The organism is Paenibacillus sp. S29 (genome assembly GCF_049319765.1).
In the GTDB taxonomy this organism is placed as follows: Bacteria; Bacillota; Bacilli; order Paenibacillales; family Paenibacillaceae; genus Paenibacillus; species Paenibacillus polymyxa_B.
The window spans coordinates 1-366 of the sequence record NZ_JBMOUI010000083.1; the positions used below are offsets into that span (position 1 = coordinate 1).

Annotated in this window: 1 protein-coding gene; it reads right to left on the reverse strand. The window is 54.1% G+C overall.

Annotated features, from left to right (window positions below; all coding sequences use genetic code 11):
• On the reverse strand, positions 1 to 366 hold a 366-nt coding region (locus ACL9RM_RS26575; protein WP_414126714.1), incomplete at both ends, for an AMP-binding protein.

The following is a 366-nucleotide window of genomic DNA, read 5'->3' on the forward strand; positions in this document are numbered from 1 at the left end:
CTCAAGCCGTATCGATCATGCATCCACAAAATCCGGTTCAACACGGAATGGTGCTCCACCATCACGCCCTTCGGTTTCCCGGTGGAGCCGGAGGTATAGATAACATAGGCTACATGGTGTGGGCCAGCCAGTGGCTCCAGATTCGAACCGTCTTTGTGGTAAATGTCTTGGCCATCCTGCTCATGACGATCCAGCACCAACACCTGGCCGTCGAAACTCAATGACGCTTGTTCGGCCAGATGCGACTGCGTCAGTATCAGCTTCGCACCCGAATCCTTCAGCATAAAGCGGATGCGGTCCGCCGGATATTCTGGATCGATGGGTACATAAGCTCCGCCTGCTTTGAGGATCGCATAAATGCCTACG